Source organism: Bacillus vallismortis (assembly GCF_040784915.1).
Taxonomy (GTDB): domain Bacteria; phylum Bacillota; class Bacilli; order Bacillales; family Bacillaceae; genus Bacillus; species Bacillus subtilis_G.
In genome coordinates this window covers 95,001-97,500 of sequence record NZ_CP160797.1, presented here as the reverse complement: position 1 = coordinate 97,500, position 2,500 = coordinate 95,001, and the positions used below count along the sequence as shown (strand labels likewise).

Sequence of the window (2,500 nt, the reverse complement as noted above, 5' to 3'; positions counted from 1 at the left end):
TCCTCCGGTTTGTCACCGGCAGTCACCTTAGAGTGCCCAACCGAATGCTGGCAACTAAGATCAAGGGTTGCGCTCGTTGCGGGACTTAACCCAACATCTCACGACACGAGCTGACGACAACCATGCACCACCTGTCACTCTGCCCCCGAAGGGGACGTCCTATCTCTAGGATTGTCAGAGGATGTCAAGACCTGGTAAGGTTCTTCGCGTTGCTTCGAATTAAACCACATGCTCCACCGCTTGTGCGGGCCCCCGTCAATTCCTTTGAGTTTCAGTCTTGCGACCGTACTCCCCAGGCGGAGTGCTTAATGCGTTAGCTGCAGCACTAAGGGGCGGAAACCCCCTAACACTTAGCACTCATCGTTTACGGCGTGGACTACCAGGGTATCTAATCCTGTTCGCTCCCCACGCTTTCGCTCCTCAGCGTCAGTTACAGACCAGAGAGTCGCCTTCGCCACTGGTGTTCCTCCACATCTCTACGCATTTCACCGCTACACGTGGAATTCCACTCTCCTCTTCTGCACTCAAGTTCCCCAGTTTCCAATGACCCTCCCCGGTTGAGCCGGGGGCTTTCACATCAGACTTAAGAAACCGCCTGCGAGCCCTTTACGCCCAATAATTCCGGACAACGCTTGCCACCTACGTATTACCGCGGCTGCTGGCACGTAGTTAGCCGTGGCTTTCTGGTTAGGTACCGTCAAGGTACCGCCCTATTCGAACGGTACTTGTTCTTCCCTAACAACAGAGCTTTACGATCCGAAAACCTTCATCACTCACGCGGCGTTGCTCCGTCAGACTTTCGTCCATTGCGGAAGATTCCCTACTGCTGCCTCCCGTAGGAGTCTGGGCCGTGTCTCAGTCCCAGTGTGGCCGATCACCCTCTCAGGTCGGCTACGCATCGTTGCCTTGGTGAGCCGTTACCTCACCAACTAGCTAATGCGCCGCGGGTCCATCTGTAAGTGGTAGCCGAAGCCACCTTTTATGTTTGAACCATGCGGTTCAAACAAGCATCCGGTATTAGCCCCGGTTTCCCGGAGTTATCCCAGTCTTACAGGCAGGTTACCCACGTGTTACTCACCCGTCCGCCGCTAACATCAGGGAGCAAGCTCCCATCTGTCCGCTCGACTTGCATGTATTAGGCACGCCGCCAGCGTTCGTCCTGAGCCAGGATCAAACTCTCCGATAATGGATCACAGGTTAAGTTCACCGCATCCTGCGGTGACACCTGCGTGACCTGCGTCGTGCAGGCCTAGTTTGACTGACTACGCACATCGCTGTGCGATTTATAAAAAATGAATTAACAGGTACGTTTTGTCTTGTTTAGTTTTCAAAGATCATTTCGTTTGTTCGCTTTGTTAAAGCAACTTTATTAGTATACAACGTTGCTTCTTCAAAGTCAACAATCTTTTTTAAAAAAATGGTGGAGCCTAGCGGGATCGAACCGCTGACCTCCTGCGTGCAAAGCAGGCGCTCTCCCAGCTGAGCTAAGGCCCCATTGAAATGGTCGGGAAGACAGGATTCGAACCTGCGACCCCATGGTCCCAAACCATGTGCTCTACCAAGCTGAGCTACTTCCCGATTGTCTATTCCATTAAAATAATGGCGCGCCCGAGAGGAGTCGAACCCCTAACCTTTTGATCCGTAGTCAAACGCTCTATCCAATTGAGCTACGGGCGCAAGATTTAATGCCGAGGGCCGGACTTGAACCGGCACGGTAGTCACCTACCGCAGGATTTTAAGTCCTGTGTGTCTGCCAATTCCACCACCCCGGCGTGGATGGTATAGTTGGAGCGGAAGACGGGATTCGAACCCGCGACCCCCACCTTGGCAAGGTGGTGTTCTACCACTGAACTACTTCCGCAGACAGGATGTCCAGTTTTTATAACTGTTATCCTATATAATGCGGGTGAAGGGACTTGAACCCCCACGTCATAAAGACACTAGATCCTAAGTCTAGCGCGTCTGCCAATTCCGCCACACCCGCGTAAAGTGGTGAGCCATGAAGGACTCGAACCTTCGACCCTCTGATTAAAAGTCAGATGCTCTACCAACTGAGCTAATGGCTCTTCTTACAAGAGACTTGAGTATTATACCATATAAAAAGTGGTGCCGGCAAGAGGACTTGAACCCCCAACCTACTGATTACAAGTCAGTTGCTCTACCAATTGAGCTACACCGGCAAAATGGTGGAGGATGACGGGCTCGAACCGCCGACCCTCTGCTTGTAAGGCAGATGCTCTCCCAGCTGAGCTAATCCTCCATAATTGCACTAGCGTGCAATTGCTTGGCGGCGTCCTACTCTCACAGGGGGAAACCCCCGACTACCATCGGCGCTGAAGAGCTTAACTTCCGTGTTCGGCATGGGAACGGGTGTGACCTCTTCGCTATCGCCACCAAACAAATTGAGAGTGTTCTCTCAAAACTAGATAACAGATGTGACATCATTCAAAATGTGGTTAAGTCCTCGATCGATTAGTATCTGTCAGCTCCATGTGTCGCC

The 2,500-nt window shown here is 52.2% G+C and carries 9 tRNA genes and 3 rRNA genes (2 of these 12 only partly in view); all 12 read right to left on the bottom strand.

The features are described 5' to 3' along the window. A 16S ribosomal RNA gene (locus ABZM97_RS00545) occupies positions 1 to 1,186 on the bottom strand (it extends 364 nt beyond the left edge of the window). Positions 1,187 to 1,418: 232 nt separating this feature from the next. Next, positions 1,419 to 1,494 (bottom strand) — tRNA-Ala (locus tag ABZM97_RS00540). A 7-nt stretch (positions 1,495 to 1,501) separates the two neighbouring features. Then, positions 1,502 to 1,578, bottom strand: a tRNA-Pro gene (locus tag ABZM97_RS00535). Between the two features lie 22 nt (positions 1,579 to 1,600). Beyond that, positions 1,601 to 1,677, bottom strand: a tRNA-Arg gene (locus tag ABZM97_RS00530). A 9-nt stretch (positions 1,678 to 1,686) separates the two neighbouring features. Next, positions 1,687 to 1,772 (bottom strand) — tRNA-Leu (locus ABZM97_RS00525). A 14-nt stretch (positions 1,773 to 1,786) separates the two neighbouring features. Continuing rightward, positions 1,787 to 1,861, bottom strand: a tRNA-Gly gene (locus ABZM97_RS00520). 40 nt (positions 1,862 to 1,901) lie between these two features. After that, positions 1,902 to 1,984, bottom strand: a tRNA-Leu gene (locus tag ABZM97_RS00515). A gap of 6 nt (positions 1,985 to 1,990) precedes the next feature. After that, a tRNA-Lys gene (locus ABZM97_RS00510) sits at positions 1,991 to 2,066 on the bottom strand. A 38-nt stretch (positions 2,067 to 2,104) separates the two neighbouring features. Continuing rightward, positions 2,105 to 2,180: transfer RNA gene (locus ABZM97_RS00505), tRNA-Thr, on the bottom strand. 4 nt (positions 2,181 to 2,184) lie between these two features. Further along, positions 2,185 to 2,260: transfer RNA gene (locus tag ABZM97_RS00500), tRNA-Val, on the bottom strand. Positions 2,261 to 2,282: 22 nt separating this feature from the next. Further along, positions 2,283 to 2,398: ribosomal RNA gene (gene rrf / locus ABZM97_RS00495) — 5S ribosomal RNA — on the bottom strand. A 54-nt stretch (positions 2,399 to 2,452) separates the two neighbouring features. Next, a 23S ribosomal RNA gene (locus tag ABZM97_RS00490) occupies positions 2,453 to 2,500 on the bottom strand; it runs 2,880 nt beyond the window's last position.